Consider the following 15,549-nt stretch of genomic DNA (forward strand, 5'->3'; position numbering starts at 1 on the left):
GTTCTCCTGAAATTAATGCGAGGGCAGACCGACGCTGGCGATCTCTTCTTCTGTCAGCGGGCGATATTCGCCAGGCGCCAGATCGGGATCGAGTTCAATTGCCCCAATACGTTCACGATGCAGACCGACAACGTGGTTACCCACCGCGGCGAACATACGTTTCACCTGATGATAACGCCCTTCGCTGATGGTCAGACGGACTTCGGTCGGGGTAATGACTTCCAGCACCGCCGGTTTGGTGAGGTCTTTTTCATTATGCAGCTGAACGCCTTTGGCAAATTGTTCTGCCGTGTCATCTGCCACCGGCGATTCCAGCGTCACCAGATAGGTTTTTTCACAGTGATGTCGCGGAGAGGTAATGCGGTGGGACCACTGACCGTCGTCGGTCATCAGCACCAGCCCCGTGGTGTCGATATCGAGGCGGCCAGCCGCATGCAGCTTGTGCGCAACCGGTTCGTCGAGGAAATAGAGCACCGTCGGGTGATCCGGATCGTCCGTAGAACAGACGTAGCCTTCCGGCTTATTGAGCATGAAATAGCGCGGGCCGTGCTGCTGGGTGAGCGGGTTGCCGTCATACTCCACCTGATGGTCAGGTTGCAGTTTGAACGCGCTGTCTCTCACAATGTCGCCATCCACGGTAACGCGGCTGGCGCGGATCTCGCGCCCGGCAATAGCACGGCTTACGCCGAGTTGCTGAGCGATAAACTTATCAAGTCGCATGAAATCTTTTTAGCCTTAATGGTGCTGGAAGTCGGACAATGCGTCCGAAAAAGAAGCAGTCAGGAACGGTTCAGTATAATGGTCTGGTTGCGCCACTCAAGGGAAAAAGTTTCGTGGCATACTATATGCGGAATAACGATACAGAGACCCCATGACTTTTACACTTCGCCCCTATCAGCAGGAAGCCGTTGACGCCACCCTGGCCTGGTTTCGCAAACACCGTGAGCCCGCGGCCATTGTGCTCCCGACTGGCGCAGGCAAAAGCCTGGTGATCGCCGAACTTGCCCGCCTGGCGCGCGGCCGCGTGCTGGTGCTGGCGCACGTCAAAGAGCTGGTTGCGCAAAACCATGCCAAGTATTGTGCGCTTGGTCTGGAGGCCGATATCTTCGCCGCCGGGCTAAAGCGGAAAGAGAGCCACGGCAAAGTGGTGTTCGGCAGCGTGCAGTCTGTTGCCCGCAACCTTGACCTGTTTCGCAGCGAATTTTCGCTGCTGATTGTCGACGAGTGCCATCGCATCAGTGATGACGACGATAGCCAGTATCAGCAAATCCTCACTCACCTGAAAGAGGTGAACCCTCACTTACGCCTGCTGGGCCTGACGGCAACCCCATTTCGCCTGGGTAAAGGCTGGATTTACCGCTTTCATTATCACGGTATGGTGCGAGGGGATGAGAAGGCGCTGTTCAGCGACTGTATCTATGAACTTCCGCTGCGCTATATGATTAAACACGGCTACCTGACCCCGCCTGAACGGCTGGATATGCCGGTCGTCCAGTACGATTTCAGCCGCTTACTGGCGCAGAGCAACGGCTTATTTAGCGAAGCGGATTTGAACCAGGAGCTGAAAAAGCAAAAGCGCATCACTCCGCACATTATCAGCCAGATTGAAGAGTTCGCTGAAACGCGCAAAGGGGTAATGATTTTTGCCGCCACCGTTGAGCATGCGCGCGAAATCACCGGCTTACTGCCCTCTGGCGACGCGGCGCTGATCACCGGCGAGACGCCCGGCCCGGAGCGCGACAGCCTGATTGAGGCGTTTAAAGCACAGCAGTTTCGCTATCTGGTAAACGTCTCGGTACTCACCACCGGGTTTGATGCCCCCCACGTCGACCTGATTGCTATTCTGCGTCCGACCGAATCGGTCAGCCTGTATCAGCAAATCGTTGGCCGCGGTCTGCGTCTGGCTCCCGGTAAAACCGACTGCCTGATCCTGGATTACGCCGGTAACCCGCACGATCTCTACTCGCCTGAAGTGGGTACGCCGAAAGGAAAAAGTGACAACGTGCCGGTACAGGTCTTCTGTCCTGCCTGTGGCTTTGCCAACACCTTTTGGGGCAAGACGACGGCTGACGGTACGCTGATCGAACATTTTGGCCGCCGCTGTCAGGGCTGGTTTGAAGATGATGAAGGGCATCGCGAGCAGTGCGATTTCCGTTTCCGCTTTAAAAACTGCCCCCAGTGCAACGCAGAAAATGATATTGCCGCCCGCCGCTGCCGCGAATGTGACACGGTTCTGGTCGACCCTGATGACATGCTGAAGGCCGCGCTGAAGTTAAAGGATGCCCTGGTGCTGCGCTGCTCTGGCATGGCGCTGCAACCGGGAGCGGATGAAAAAGGCGAATGGCTGAAAATCACCTATTACGATGAGGACGGTGCCGACGTCAGCGAGCGCTTCCGGGTGCACACTCCGGCTCAGCGCATGGCTTTCGAACAGCTCTTTATCCGCCCGCATACCCGCACGCCGGGCGTACCGCTGCGCTGGATAACCGTGGCGGATATCGTGCATCAGCAGGTGCTGCTGCGCCATCCGGATTTTGTTGTCGCCCGCAAGAAAGGCCAGTACTGGCAAGTCCGTGAAAAGGTTTTTGACTATGAAGGCCGTTTTCGTCGGGCCAACGAACTGCGTTAACGACAGACAGGCCTTGAATAGGAAACGATTGTTTCCTATTATGCATTATCGTATTGCAACAGGACTCACTCATGTCACGTCTTCCCGGTCGCCCGCGTGAATTTGACACCGACGCTGCCATCGACAGCGCCCTGCTCGTTTTCCGCGAGCGCGGCTATCATGCTACCTCAATCAAAGAGCTGAGTGACGCGACGGGCCTTACGGCGGGAAGCCTGTATAAAGCCTTTGGCAGCAAGAATGGCCTGTTTCTCGCGGCGTTCGACCGTTACATCCGGACGCGCAGCGCCGCCCTGCGCCAGCGTACCGAGGCGGCACGCAGCGGGCGAGATAAAATCGCGGCGGTGTTACGTTTCTACGCCGAGAGCAGCCACGGTCCAGAGGGCATACGCGGCTGTCTGGTGGTCGCCAGCGCGACCGAGCTGGCGGTTTTTGATGAGGCAACCGCGCAGTACATCAAAGCCGCCATGCAGCGTACCGAGCAGTTGTTACTCGAACTGGTTCAGGAAGGCCAGCGGGACGGTAGCCTTTCCCGCGCGCTGCCCACGGAGCAAACGGCACGTAATCTTTTCGCGCTGCTGCAGGGTTACCGCGTGATCGGCAAAAAAGGCCTGTCTGAGGACGAAATCAATAGCGCCGTTAACGCGGCACTCAGCCTGCTCGGCTGAGTTTTTTTAACCAATTAGGAAACGATTATTTCCTATTATTCCGGAGATCGTTATGACCATGCCCATCGCCCCGCAGCACCACTTCACGCTCATCAATGGCATCCGCACGCACTACGTCACCGCCGGAGAACAGCACGCGCAGACGGTTGTCCTGCTGGCAGGTTTCCCCGAAAGCTGGTACGCCTGGCGCCATGTTATCCCTTTGCTGGCCGAGCGTTATCATGTCATCGCCCCGGACTTACCCGGACAGGGTGATACCGATTGTCCGTCAGAGGGGTATGACACCCACACCCTCGCCAGCCATGTTCATGAACTGCTGACCCAGCTTGGCGTGCATCGCTACTATCTGGCCGGTCACGACGTGGGAGCCTGGGTTGCCTGGCCTTATGCGGCGATGTACAGCGATGAGGTGATAAAGCTGGCGCTGCTGGACGCCGGCATTCCGGGTGTTACCTTACCCGATGCCCTCCCCGTCACCGCGGACCGCGCCTGGCGCACCTGGCATTTTGCCTTTCACGTAATTGCAGACCTGCCTGAATTCCTCATCAGGGGCAAAGAACGTGGCTATCTGGAGTGGTTTCTGCGTCGCAAAGCGGCGAATCCCCTCACCTTCAGCGAGGCAGATCTTGACGAGTATCTGCGCATTTTTACGCGCGAAGGTGGCTTGCGCGCAGGGCTGGCTTACTATCGCGCTGCCGCCCTCTCCGCCGCGCAAAACCGGGCGCTTAGCGAACGGGGTAAACTCTCCGTTCCCGTTCTGGCACTCAGTGCCGATCAGGGTTCGATTCCTGATATGGCCTCGCCGCTGAGGGCGTTTGCAGAACGCGTTGACGGGCACGTGATCCCCCGTTGCGGCCATTTTCAGCCAGAAGAGCAGCCTCAGGCCGTCGCCGACGCCCTAAGCGGTTTTTTTAGTGGGGATTAATTCATTGCCCTGAGGTGGATTGGGGGCTATAATGCCGCCCGCTTTTGCATCCGCAAAGCAGAACACTCACCTGCTGCTGGGTCGCCTGTAGTAGGGTTTTAAATACAGAGAGAAATCAATGTTCACTATCGAAGCAGAAGTACGTAACGTGCAGGGTAAGGGTGCGAGCCGCCGCCTGCGTACCGCTAACAAGTTCCCGGCTATCGTTTACGGTGGCGAAGCTGCTCCAGTTTCTATCGAACTGGATCACGACAAAGTATGGAACATGCAGACCAAAGCTGAATTCTACAGCGAAGTTCTGACCATCGTTGTTGGCGGTAAAGAAGAAAAAGTGAAAGTTCAGGCTGTTCAGCGTCACGCGTTCAAGCCAAAACTGACTCACATCGACTTCGTTCGCGCGTAATCGCAAACATGTCGAAAAAAAGCCCCGCTTCGGCGGGGTTTTTTTATGGCGGTTATTTACCGCCAGTAGTACGACGCTGCAGCTGATCGCGCAGGTTGGGTGGCGTACCTTTAATGGTCAGCGTATCGGTGGCCGGATCCCAGAAGATACGTTCCCCCAGCAGCATGGCATCAAAGTTGATGGTTAACCCGCCGCCGCTTCCGGCAAATTTTGTTAACTGACGCAGAGTACTGCGATCCGCCGGGAAGCTCTCTTCCAGCTCATACCCTTTCTCAGCAGTAAATTCCTGGAAACTGACTTCACTGACGCCGGCCAGCTCTTTTGACAGCGACTCCAGCTCAATCTCTTCCCCCGCCTGCAGCTGTTCGTTGCAGTAGCTGTAAACCTGCTGACGCACGTTCTGGCGCTCAGATTTATCGAGCTGCGCTTCCGCCGTGAAGTCATCCACCGCCTGCAACAGCCCTTTGTTCTGCGCTTTGGCGTTGAGACCTTCGCTGGCACCGAGGAAGTCCATAAAGAAATCGGCCACTTTACGGCCAACACGCCCTTTGAGGAAGGTCAGGTAGCGCGTCGACTCCGGATTGGTCTCCCACTCGGTCAAATCAATACGCGCAACGATATCCGCATGATTGATATCCAGATAATGGGTGGAGCTGATATCCAGCTGCTCATTCACGCGCATACTGCTTAAATTGTTCAGCACGGTGACCAGCAGATACTCGACCGCCAGGTAGCGATAGTGGCAGAACAGAACGATACCGCCGTCGGCAAACGGGTATTTTGCCAGTTCGTCGCGCAGACGCCCGGTTGCCGCGCGGCTAAACGCCAGGAAATCTTCTTCACCCTGGCGTTGCAGGCGCAGGCTATCAGCCAGTTCACTCTCGTCGCTGAACAGACCATAGGCTTTATTTTTTGCACTGTAGACGCGGTGCAGTTCCGCCATCATTTCCACAACGGTTGCCGTGGGTTCCAGTAACGAATCGCGCAGCACCACTTCAAGGGTTTGCTCATCACGCTTGATAAGCTGGTGCAAGGCAATCTGGTTGATTTCCAGACTCATGATAAACTCTCCTTTTAGACCGGGCGGTATTCAACCACCACCAGGACATGTGTGCAACAACTGATAAAAAAGGGGAAAAAAAGCTGTTGCTACGGTAATATGTTGCCCTTTCATCAACAAACTGATTTTGATTTATGCCACAACATTCCCGCTACAGTGATGAACACGTTGAACAATTGCTCAGTGAGCTGGTCAACGTACTGGAAAAACATAAAACACCGACCGATCTCTCCCTGATGGTTTTGGGAAATATGGTCACCAACCTTATCAATACCAGCGTTGCTCCGGCTCAGCGTCAGGCGATCGCCAAATCTTTCGCCCAGGCTTTACAGTCTTCCGTTAGCGACGACCAGGCCCATTAAGGGAAACGAACAACAGTTTATGGTGACGAATCGTCAGCGCTACCGTGAAAAAGTCTCCCAGATGGTCAGCTGGGGGCACTGGTTTGCCCTGTTCAACATTCTGCTGGCGACGCTTATCGGCTGTCGTTATCTGTTTGTCGCAGACTGGCCGACGACGCTAACCGGGCGTATTTACTCCTGGATAAGCGTTGTAGGGCACTTTAGCTTTTTGGTTTTCGCCACCTATCTGCTGATCCTCTTCCCGCTGACGTTTATCGTCATGTCGCAGCGTCTGATGCGATTTTTATCCGCCATCCTTGCAACGGCAGGGATGACGCTGCTGCTTATCGACAGTGAAGTGTTCACCCGCTTCCACCTGCATCTCAATCCCATCGTCTGGGAGCTGGTGATTAACCCCGATCAGAACGAAACGGCCCGTGACTGGCAGCTGATGTTTATCAGCGTCCCGGTGATCCTTCTGATAGAGATGCTGTTTGCCACCTGGAGCTGGCAAAAACTGCGCAGCCTGACCCGCCGACGCCATTACGCGAAACCGGTGGCCGCGATCTTTTTCATCTCCTTTATCAGTTCGCACATCATGTATATCTGGGCGGATGCGAACTTCTATCGCCCGATCACCATGCAGCGGGCGAACCTGCCGCTCTCTTATCCAATGACGGCGCGTCGTTTCCTTGAGAAGCACGGGCTGCTGGACGCGCAGGAGTACCAGCGTCGTCTGATTGAGCAAGGGAATCCGGAAGCGGTTAGTGTGCAGTATCCGCTGAGCGATCTGCGCTATCGCGATATGGGACGCGGGCAGAACGTCCTGCTGATCACCGTCGATGGTCTGAACTACTCCCGTTACGAGAAGCAGATGCCCGCGTTGGCCGAGTTCGCCAGCAAGAACGTGACGTTCACCCAGCATATGAGCTCCGGCAACACCGCCGATGCGGGCATTTTTGGCCTGTTCTATGGCATTTCAGCCGCCTACATGGACGGCGTGCTTTCTGCGCGCATTCCTGCAGCGCTGATCACCGGGCTCAATCAGCAGGGATATCAGTTAGGGTTGTTCTCCTCAGACGGCTTTAACAGCGCGCTGTACCGCCAGGCGCTGCTGTCTGATTTCTCCCTGCCAGCCGCGGAAAGCCAGTCGGACGAGCAGACCGCCAGTCAGTGGATTAACTGGCTGCAGCGTTATGCGCAGGAAGATAACCGCTGGTTCTCCTGGGTTGCCTTTAATGGCACCACGCTCGATGACAGCAATCAGAAAGGCTTTGCGCGCCGCTACAGCCGTGCAGCAGGCAATGTTGATGACCAGATTAGCCGCGTGCTTGATGCCTTACGCGAATCCGGCAAGCTCGAAAACACCGTGGTGATCGTGACGGCAGCCCACGGCGTACCGCTGGGCGACGAAGCGAAGAGTATGAGCTGGTCGCGGCCGAATCTGCATGTTCCGCTGGTGATCCACTGGCCGGGCACCCCCGCTCAGCGCATTAACATGCTCACCGAACATAAAGATGTGATGACCACGCTGATGCAACGGCTGCTGCACGTCAGTACACCGGCAAATGAGTATTCACAGGGGCAGGATCTCTTCAGCGCCACGCGTCGCCACAACTGGGTCACGGCAGCGGGCAATGATACGCTGGCGGTCACCACGCCAATGCTGACGCTGGTATTGAACAATAACGGAAACTATCAGACGTATAATCTGCAGGGTGAACGGCTGAAAGACCAGAAACCGCAGTTGAATCTGCTGCTACAGGTTCTGACGGATGAGAAACGGTTTATCGCTAACTGATTAATTATAAACCAGTTAGCCTCAGATTCCCTTGCATTCAAAACGGAATCGAGTAGTATTCATTTCATGCGTCGGCACGTAGCGCAGCCTGGTAGCGCACCGTCATGGGGTGTCGGGGGTCGGAGGTTCAAATCCTCTCGTGCCGACCAAAACTATTTAAAAACCAGCCATATGGCTGGTTTTTTTGTGCACAAAAAAAGCCAACCCGCAGGCTGGCTTTTGAGATCGCAAGTGAACGCTTAGTGCTTGTCGCGCCCGCCAAGGAAGAAAATACCCAGCGGAATGGCAAGCAGGACGGTGAACACCAGGCTGTAAACGAAGATCATCGCCGACTGCAGGACATACATGCTGGTCGTCCACGCAGAGAGTGGAATGTTGTACTGTTCGATGACGCCGACAATGGTAGCCCGGCCCACGCACGCGGCCGCAATCATAAACACAACCAGCAGCGCCAGGAGGAACTTACGGCCTTCAGGTGTTTTCAGTTTTGCACGAATCATCTCTCTTCCCTTTACAGATGAATAACATTATGTATGCCTTAAAATAACACGATCTGCCGCCAGACTCCACCGAAGTACAAACCACCACAAAAATGGCACTGCATTAGCTCATTACACTGCTTTTATTGAAAATGTAAGTAAATCACGCTAATCATTCATGGGCGTTATGCTAATCTCATCAGGATGGTTTTGACATAAAGGAATGACTGTGAAAAACGCACCTAAATTTGCCCTTGCCCTGATCGCCGCCGCGTGCGTCAGCACCAGCGCCTTCGCAACTGAAAGCCAGAAGGTACAACCTCTGGAAAAAATCGCGCCTTATCCGCAAGCGGAAAAAGGCATGAAGCGTCAGGTGATCCAGTTACCGGCTCAGCAAAATGAAGCGAATTTCAAAGTGGAACTGTTGATCGGCCAGACGCTGGAAGTGGATTGCAACCAGCATCGTCTCGGCGGACAGCTGGAAAGCAAAACGCTGGAAGGCTGGGGCTACGACTACTTTATCTTTGATAAAGTGACGTCACCGGTTTCCACCATGATGGCCTGCCCGGATGGCAAGAAAGAGAAGAAATTCGTGACCGCGTATCTGGGTGATAACAGCCTGTTACGCTACAACAGCAAGCTGCCAATCGTGGTGTATACGCCGGAAAACGTGGAAGTGAAATATCGCGTGTGGAAGGCGGATGAAAATATCGGACAAGCGGTAGTACGTTAAGAATAAGTCGGGTGGCGGCTTCGCCTTACCCGACCCGGAATGGGTGTGCTCTGGTGCCCTGACCCCAACCCTCTCCCACCGGGAGAGGGAGAAAACACTAAAAACGGTAACGGATGTTACCGTTTTGCTTTTACCTTACAGCGCGATATCCGCCACCGGTTTGTTTTCTGCCTGCGGCTTCAGCTCCGCTTTTGGTGCAGCATCAGCAGCCTGCGGCTTAACGTATTGCAGCTGCAGCACGCGGCTGGTGTATTCCAGCTCCTGCTCCGTCGCGTCCACGTTACCGTTCAGCTTCGTACCGTAGGATGGAATAATCGTTTTCAGCTTCGCCTGCCATTCCGGCGTGGCGACTTTATCTTTAAACACTTTTTCCATCAGGTGCAGCATGATAGGTGCAGCGGTAGAGGCACCAGGGGAAGCCCCCAGCAGGGCGGCAATAGTGCCGTCTTTATCGCTTACCACTTCGGTACCCAGACGCAGCACACCGCCCTCTTTCGGATCGCGTTTGATGATCTGTACGCGCTGACCCGCCTGCCACAGGCGCCAGTCTTCTTTCTTCGCCTGCGGATAGTACTCTTTCAGCGCCTCGAAGCGTTCTTCATCAGAAAGCATCACCTGGCTAATCAGGTATTTCACCAGATCGAAGTTATCCAGCCCGACATCCATCATTGGCTTCACGTTTGAGGTGGTGGTTGCGCTCAGCAGATCCCACAACGAGCCGTTTTTCAGGAACTTAGTGGAGAAGGTTGCAAACGGCCCGAACAGCACCACACGCTTACCATCAAGCATACGGGTATCGATGTGTGGAACGGACATTGGCGGCGCCCCCACGGAGGCCTGACCATACACTTTTGCCAGATGACGGTTCACCACTTCCGGGTTTTCCGATACCAGGAACTGACCGCCCACCGGGAAGCCCGCGTAGTCGTCCGCTTCCGGAATACCGGACTCCTGCAGCAGTTTCAGCGCCGCACCGCCCGCACCAATAAAGACAAACTTTGCCTTGATGACATGCTCGGCTTCGTTGTTTTTCAGATCGGCAACGGTCACGCTCCAGCTGTTGTCAGCGTTGCGCTTAAAGCCACGCACTTCGGTGCTGAGCTGCAGATTGAAGTTCTCTTTTTTCTTCAGAGAGGCCACCAGCTGACGGGTGATTTCGCCATAGTTGACGTCAGTACCAATCTCAGTACGGGTTGCCGCCACCTTCTGGTTCGGGTCACGGCCTTCCATCACCAGCGGTGCCCACTCTTTGATCTGCGCGTGATCTTCAGAATATTTCATGCCGCGGAACAGCGTGCTCTGCTGCAGCGCCGCGTAGCGTGCGCGCAGGAAGTTCACGTTCTGCTCGCCCCACACAAAGCTCATGTGCGGCACGGTGTTGATGAAGGAGTGCGGATCGTGCAACACGCCGCTGTTCACCTGGTGAGACCAGAACTGGCGAGAAATCTGGAATGCTTCGTTGATCTCTACCGCCTTCTCGATACTAATGGAACCGTCCTTTTTCTGCGGCGTATAGTTCAGTTCCATGAGTGCCGAATGTCCGGTACCGGCGTTATTCCAGCCGTTTGAGCTTTCCTGCGCCACGCCATCGAGGCGCTCGACCATGGTCATTGACCAGTCCGGCTGAAGCTCTTGCAGATAGGTTCCCAGCGTGGCGCTCATGATGCCGCCGCCAATTAAAAGGACGTCCGTTTCCTGCTCTTTTGGTGCGTCAGCTTTCGCCGCCAAGGAGACGGTGTTCAGCCCCACGGCCAGAGAAAAGAGCATGGCAGTCATTTTTTTCATAATTTTGCCTTAGTTGAGTAGTGCTTGAAGCGTGGAAATTGCAGGTGAAAAAAGCTGCGGGGGGAACGGTAGCAACTTTTAAATATTGTTTAAAGGTTACGAAATTATTGTAATTGTGAAATTTAATGATGGATTGTTTGTGTGGGATTGCCGGATGAAACTGGCAAGGCGCGTTATTTCTGGTTACTATGCTGCACTTTGTGATCGCGCGCACGGAAGCCCGCCCTAATCTGCGAATTGTTATGTCATTACCCCATGCTTCTCTTTCCCGTGAAGACCAGGTCGCCACGGTGCTGCGTTCCCCTCAACTGCTGCTACGCGAAACGCTGGCAGGCGTAATTACCGCTCTGGCCCTCATTCCTGAGGTGATCTCCTTTTCCGTGGTCGCAGGCGTTGACCCAAAGGTCAGCCTGATTGCCTCTGTGGTGCTGTGTCTGACCCTTTCAGCGTTCGGCGGTCGTCGTGCGATGGTCACAGCAGCTGCGGGCTCCGTCGCGCTGGTGATTGGCCCGATGGTGCATCAGCACGGGGTGCAGTACATCCTGCCGGCGGTCCTGATGGCGGGGATAATCCAGATTCTGTTCGGCGTGTTCGGAATGGCGCGCCTGATGCGCTTTATTCCCCAGTCGGTGATGACCGGTTTCGTAAATGCGCTGGGATTGTTAATTTTCTTCGCACAGGTTCCCCACTTCTGGAGCCGCAGCCCGCTGATTGTGGGCCTGTTCGTGCTGACGCTGCTGATTGTGCTGTGGGTGCCGCGCTTTGTTAAAAGCATCCCGTCACCGCTTATTGCGATTGTATTGCTCACCCTGTTCACCGTGACCAGCGGACAGGTTCTCCCGACGGTGGGGGATGAAGGTTCTATGAGCAGTGGTTTGCCAGGGCTGACACAGCTGCTCGTTCCGCTGAACATGGAAACGCTCAGCATCATCTGGCCATGCGCGCTGAGTATCGCTTTTGTCGGCCTGCTGGAATCACTGCTGACGGCAAAACTGGTGGATGAACTGACCGCGACGACGTCCAGCAAACGCCGTGAAAGTATTGGTCTGGGCGCAGGGAATATTCTTGCCGGGTTGTACGGCGGGATCGCGGGCTGTGCCATGATCGGACAAACCATCGTCAACGTGGAGATGGGCAAAGGTCGCAGTCGCGTCTCAACTTTTGCAGCGGGCATGGTGCTGCTGGTGCTGGTCACCGCCCTCAGTGAGGTGATGGCAAAAATCCCTATGGCCGTTCTGGCCGGGATCATGGCGATTGTTGCCATCAAAACGTTTAACTGGCACAGCCTTCAGCCTGCCACGTTAAAAAGTGCGCCCATTGCCGAAACGGTTGTGATGCTGATTACCGTTGCAGCAACGGTTTCAACCGGTAACCTGGCCATTGGCGTACTGGGCGGGATTATTGTGATGGCCCTGCTTCCCGCCCGGCTCAAGCGTCGGCTTAAAGAAGAAAAATCGTTGCAAGCCCAAGAAAAATAAAGAAACCGCCGGTATCGGTGATGGCGGTAATCATCACGCTCGACCCCACCGCGGGGTCGCGCCCCAGTTTGGTCATCGTCAGGGGGATAATGACCCCCATCATGGAGGCCACCAGCAGATTCAGCACCATCGCCAGCATCATCACCCCGCCTAACGCCATATCATCGTACAGCCACCAGGTAATGCCGCCCATAATGCCGCCCCACACCAGGCCGTTAATCAGCGCCACCCCCATCTCCCTGAAGATCAGGAAGGCGAAGTTACCCGGCTGAATGTTCTCCAGCGCCAGTGCACGGACGATCATGGTAATGGTCTGGTTGCCGGTGTTGCCGCCAATGCCGGCCACAATCGGCATCAGCGAGGCCAGCGCGACCAGTTGTGAAATGGTGTGTTCAAAGCCGTCGATCACCCGTGAGGCGATAAATGCAGTGCAGAGGTTAATGGCGAGCCATGCCCAGCGGGTTTTCACCGCCTTGCCGACGGAGGCGTGGACGTCATCTTCGGCGCTGATCCCGCCGAGCGCACGTAAATCGTTATCGGTCTCTTCGTAAACCACGTCAACGATCTCATCGATGGTCAGACGCCCCATCAGTTTACCCACAGAATCAACGACCGCCGCGCTCACAAGGTCGTCACGTTCGAAGGTACGGGCCGCTTTTTCCGCGTCGTCTTCCGGGGAGAAGACCATCGGCTCGGTTTCCATCACCTCACTCACCCGCCGCTGGGTGCTGTTGAGCAGGATCGTTTTAAGCTCCAGCTCGCCAAGCAGGGTTTTATCCCGGGAGGTGACGAACAGTTTATCGGTGTTGTCCGGCATGCTGCCCAGGCGACGCAGATAGCGCTGCACCGTACCGAGAGTTACATCCGGGCGCACCATGATGACGCCAAACTCCATAATGGCGCCCACGCTGTGTTTGTCATAGTGCATCACCTGACGCACGCGTGCCCGCTCTTCCGCAGGCAGCGAAGCCAGCAGTCGCCCGGTCAGGTTTCGCGGCAGGTGCTGAACGAGGTAAATCTGCTCGTCAATGTCCAGCGTCTGCAGGGCATCGAGGATATCCCGGTCGCTCATCTCATCAATGAGATCGTCCCAGACGTTTTCAGAGGCTTCCAGCAACACCTGCCCGCGCTCGTGATCCTGCACCAGCCGCCACAGGGCGTGACGCTCTTCCGAGGGGAGGGCTTCCAGGGTATCCGCCAGATCCGGCGGAGGTAAATGAGCAACCAGCGCACCTACCTCAGCAATATCGTCGGCCAGCGTGCCGACATCATATTGCTCAGCCAGGGTCAGTTTGCCCAGTAACGCAGAGGTGACCGCTTTATCCGTCGTGAGGAGCCAGATGAGACGCGCACGTTCCTGGTCGCGCTGCCTGGCACTGTTTTTCTTTAAAACCGACATTAATCATAAATCCATGAAATAAGTTGGCTTTAAGCATAGCGCGGAGATATGTAAATAAGAATAAACAACGGGGCGGGATGGAGAAAAAATCGGCATAACATGCACGATTTATCCCCTCTCCCCGTGGGAGAGGGTTAGAGTGAAGGCTTCAAGCCGTGCGCGCCACCGCATCGCGAGACGCCGCATCGCGCTCTTCACCGGTCAGTTCGCTCAGCTTGCCGTCACGCATCTCCAGCAGCCGGTCGGCGTGAATGAAGTAGTGATCGTCATGGCTGATGGCAAAGATAGTTTTGCCCATCGCCTGCATCAGCGGCAGCAGCACCTGGTAGAACTCGCGGCGGAAATGCGGGTCCTGATCCGCTGCCCACTCGTCCAGCAGAATGATGTCGCGCTCTTCCGCCAGAGCCAGCAGCAGCGCCACGCGCTTTTTCTGGCCTTTCGAGAGCTTCAGGTTGAGGATCTTGCCGTCCTGCAGCTCAAGCTTGTGCGACATCTGCAGATGCGCCAGCCACTTCTCCACCAGCGCCGGGTTAGCCTGTTGCCCTTCCGGCCCCAGCAGCTGATCGAAGAGCCAGACATCGGTGAATACCGCCGAGAACAGCTTGCGATAATCCTCATGTTTCTCTGCGCTGAGCGCGCGGCCATCCAGCAGAATGTCACCCGATTGCGGCTGATATAACCCCGTCAGCAACATCGCCAGCGTCGATTTCCCGCTGCCGTTACCGCCAATGAGAAACAGCAGTTCGCCGCGATGAATCGTCAGATTGACCGGCCCCACGGAAAAGGCGTTGTCCTGGTAGCGGAATGTGACGTTACGCAGTTCCAGCGTTTGCCAGTTCGGGAAGGCCTGAGGGCGCGGGAACTCGGCTTTGAACGGCGCAAGGTCGAACTTTTTGAGCTTATTAAACGCCACCTGCGCGCTCAGCAAGGTGGGCAATGCGCCGACGGCAGAGAGCAGCGGTGTGCGCAAAAACAGCAGCGTCAGGGAGTAAGTTGCCGCTACATTGGTATCGGCCCAGTCCAGGCTGTTGGCCATCCAGAAGACCAGGCCAATCGCGCCCAGCATCATAATGTTCGACCAGTTAACCGCGCTCAGGTGGAAGGTATCGGCACGGATAATATGGTGCCGGTATTCACGCGCGTCCGGGATGTAGAGGTTGTTGAAGATATGCTCGGCACGCTCGCGGTTCAGGGTCAGCTCTTTACGCCCTTCCAGTACCGTCTGGTAATCGTTATAGAGTTTGTCCTCGGTTTCACGCAGTACCGCCATGTGTTTGTAGACGCGGGAAACCAGCAGAAAACCACCCCAGATGGTGATAGTAATCCACAGTGCCGTAACGGCCAGCATCTTGCTGGAGAGCCAGGCGAGATAGGCCGCCGAGCCAACGGTCAGGATAATGCCCTGCACCAGCTCCGGCAGACGGACAAACGCAATGGTGATGGCGCGCACGTCGCTGGTCAGTCCCGCCAGCAAAGAGGCACTGCCGAGCTGCTCGACGCGCTCCACCTGGGTGTCCAGGATCCGCTTGATAAACTCGCTGCGCAGGCGGAAGACGAAATGATGCCCGAGGGCCGTCAGCGCCAGCTGGGAACCCAGCGTGACCGCCATCAGCAGCAATAATAGCCCCAGAAATTCCGGCAGAACGGACAGCGAGGTGTCGACCATTTCGATCAAACGCACGTTGATGAAGGCGATAAGACCAATACCTAATGCGGCGCTGGCAAGGCTTAGCGCCATTACCGCAATAAAGGGCCAGCGATACTGACGCCAGACAAGAAGAAGTAGTTGCATGCAGGCAATCCGGACAATAAAAATCAGCCAGCAGTGTAAACTGCCCTGCGTTTACATCA

The 15,549-nt window shown here is 55.7% G+C and carries 14 protein-coding genes and 1 tRNA gene; 9 read left to right on the forward strand and 6 right to left on the reverse strand.

The genetic code is table 11. The annotated features are described in order from the left end of the window. Positions 1 to 12 precede the first annotated feature (12 nt). Positions 13 to 720, reverse strand: a complete 708-nt coding sequence (gene rsuA, locus EQV24_RS06450; RefSeq protein ID WP_013097990.1) for a 16S rRNA pseudouridine(516) synthase RsuA — start codon at positions 718 to 720, stop codon at positions 13 to 15. 151 nt (positions 721 to 871) lie between these two features. On the opposite strand from rsuA, the gene EQV24_RS06455 reads away from it, so the two are divergent. From EQV24_RS06455 to rplY, 4 genes are all read left to right on the forward strand, one after another. Then, positions 872 to 2,629 carry a DEAD/DEAH box helicase gene (locus EQV24_RS06455; protein WP_130626340.1) on the forward strand — a complete coding sequence of 586 codons (1,758 nt, stop codon included), beginning with the start codon at positions 872 to 874 and terminating at the stop codon, positions 2,627 to 2,629. A gap of 71 nt (positions 2,630 to 2,700) precedes the next feature. Beyond that, entirely contained in the window at positions 2,701 to 3,294 is a 594-nt protein-coding gene (locus EQV24_RS06460; RefSeq protein ID WP_062934667.1) for a TetR/AcrR family transcriptional regulator, read from the forward strand. A gap of 52 nt (positions 3,295 to 3,346) precedes the next feature. Next, the gene (locus EQV24_RS06465) at positions 3,347 to 4,219 is read left to right on the forward strand and encodes an alpha/beta fold hydrolase (RefSeq protein ID WP_130626341.1); all 873 of its coding nucleotides are present in this window, start codon (positions 3,347 to 3,349) and stop codon (positions 4,217 to 4,219) included. A gap of 118 nt (positions 4,220 to 4,337) precedes the next feature. After that, positions 4,338 to 4,622, forward strand: a complete 285-nt coding sequence (rplY, locus tag EQV24_RS06470) for a 50S ribosomal protein L25 (RefSeq protein WP_013097994.1) — start codon at positions 4,338 to 4,340, stop codon at positions 4,620 to 4,622. A gap of 52 nt (positions 4,623 to 4,674) precedes the next feature. On the opposite strand, the gene yejK is transcribed toward rplY, so the two are convergent. Continuing rightward, positions 4,675 to 5,682 carry a nucleoid-associated protein YejK gene (yejK, locus tag EQV24_RS06475; RefSeq protein ID WP_014832722.1) on the reverse strand — a complete coding sequence of 336 codons (1,008 nt, stop codon included), beginning with the start codon at positions 5,680 to 5,682 and terminating at the stop codon, positions 4,675 to 4,677. Positions 5,683 to 5,816: 134 nt separating this feature from the next. Between yejK and EQV24_RS06480 the strand changes: the two genes are divergently transcribed. The 3 genes from EQV24_RS06480 to EQV24_RS06490 all read left to right on the forward strand — a co-directional run bounded on the left by EQV24_RS06480 (position 5,817) and on the right by EQV24_RS06490 (position 7,973). Beyond that, positions 5,817 to 6,044: a YejL family protein gene (locus EQV24_RS06480; protein WP_001135586.1), complete on the forward strand. Its 228-nt coding sequence runs from the start codon at positions 5,817 to 5,819 to the stop codon at positions 6,042 to 6,044. A 19-nt stretch (positions 6,045 to 6,063) separates the two neighbouring features. Continuing rightward, positions 6,064 to 7,824, forward strand: coding sequence for an LPS biosynthesis-modulating metalloenzyme YejM (gene yejM, locus EQV24_RS06485; RefSeq protein ID WP_029883096.1), 1,761 nt, complete (start codon positions 6,064 to 6,066; stop codon positions 7,822 to 7,824). 72 nt (positions 7,825 to 7,896) lie between these two features. After that, positions 7,897 to 7,973, forward strand: a tRNA-Pro gene (locus EQV24_RS06490). Between the two features lie 90 nt (positions 7,974 to 8,063). On the opposite strand, the gene EQV24_RS06495 is transcribed toward EQV24_RS06490, so the two are convergent. Continuing rightward, positions 8,064 to 8,324 (reverse strand): DUF2534 family protein, encoded by a 261-nt coding sequence (locus tag EQV24_RS06495; protein WP_013097997.1) that lies wholly within the window; start codon positions 8,322 to 8,324, stop codon positions 8,064 to 8,066. A 202-nt stretch (positions 8,325 to 8,526) separates the two neighbouring features. Here EQV24_RS06495 and eco point away from each other — a divergent pair, with 202 nt between their 5' ends. Next, positions 8,527 to 9,036: a serine protease inhibitor ecotin gene (gene eco / locus EQV24_RS06500; RefSeq protein ID WP_029883097.1), complete on the forward strand. Its 510-nt coding sequence runs from the start codon at positions 8,527 to 8,529 to the stop codon at positions 9,034 to 9,036. A gap of 135 nt (positions 9,037 to 9,171) precedes the next feature. Here eco and mqo read toward each other — a convergent pair whose 3' ends face one another. After that, a complete protein-coding gene (gene mqo / locus EQV24_RS06505) occupies positions 9,172 to 10,821 on the reverse strand; it encodes a malate dehydrogenase (quinone) (protein WP_058651749.1) in 1,650 nt (549 codons plus the stop codon). 188 nt (positions 10,822 to 11,009) lie between these two features. Between mqo and EQV24_RS06510 the strand changes: the two genes are divergently transcribed. Continuing rightward, complete coding sequence (locus tag EQV24_RS06510) at positions 11,010 to 12,299, forward strand: SulP family inorganic anion transporter (protein WP_020690674.1); 1,290 nt, start codon at positions 11,010 to 11,012, stop codon at positions 12,297 to 12,299. On the opposite strand, the gene mgtE is transcribed toward EQV24_RS06510, so the two are convergent. After that, positions 12,262 to 13,698 (reverse strand): magnesium transporter, encoded by a 1,437-nt coding sequence (gene mgtE, locus EQV24_RS06515; RefSeq protein WP_013098001.1) that lies wholly within the window; start codon positions 13,696 to 13,698, stop codon positions 12,262 to 12,264. The two genes, EQV24_RS06510 and mgtE, sit on opposite strands and share 38 nt — an antisense overlap. Before the next feature lie 148 nt (positions 13,699 to 13,846). Next, positions 13,847 to 15,490, reverse strand: a complete 1,644-nt coding sequence (locus EQV24_RS06520; protein ID WP_130626342.1) for a multidrug ABC transporter permease/ATP-binding protein — start codon at positions 15,488 to 15,490, stop codon at positions 13,847 to 13,849. Positions 15,491 to 15,549: the final 59 nt, after the last annotated feature.

It is taken from the genome of Enterobacter sp. A8, assembly GCF_004296595.1.
Lineage (GTDB): Bacteria > Pseudomonadota > Gammaproteobacteria > Enterobacterales > Enterobacteriaceae > Enterobacter > Enterobacter cloacae.